Origin of the sequence: Bacillus sp. 2205SS5-2 (assembly GCF_037024155.1) — a bacterium.
GTDB lineage: Bacteria > Bacillota > Bacilli > Bacillales > Bacillaceae_K > Bacillus_CI.
Window position 1 is genome coordinate 1 of sequence record NZ_JAYKTS010000036.1, and the last position, 504, is coordinate 504.

Here is a 504-nt window from a genome sequence, read left to right on the forward strand (position 1 = left end):
ATCGGGGTGGGAGACAGTGTCAGGTGGGCAGTTTGACTGGGGCGGTCGCCTCCTAAAGAGTAACGGAGGCGCCCAAAGGTTCCCTCAGAATGGTTGGAAATCATTCGTAGAGTGTAAAGGCACAAGGGAGCTTGACTGCGAGACCTACAAGTCGAGCAGGGACGAAAGTCGGGCTTAGTGATCCGGTGGTTCCGCATGGAAGGGCCATCGCTCAACGGATAAAAGCTACCCCGGGGATAACAGGCTTATCTCCCCCAAGAGTCCACATCGACGGGGAGGTTTGGCACCTCGATGTCGGCTCATCGCATCCTGGGGCTGTAGTCGGTCCCAAGGGTTGGGCTGTTCGCCCATTAAAGCGGTACGCGAGCTGGGTTCAGAACGTCGTGAGACAGTTCGGTCCCTATCCGTCGTGGGCGCAGGAAATTTGAGAGGAGCTGTCCTTAGTACGAGAGGACCGGGATGGACGCACCGCTGGTGTACCAGTTGTCTTGCCAAAGGCATCGC

The 504-nt window shown here is 57.5% G+C and carries 1 rRNA gene (only partly in view); it reads left to right on the forward strand.

Annotation, left to right across the window (positions count from 1 at the left end):
- Window positions 1–504, forward strand: a 23S ribosomal RNA gene (locus tag U8D43_RS18075) (its annotated part continues 169 nt past the right edge of the window); the annotation flags it as partial.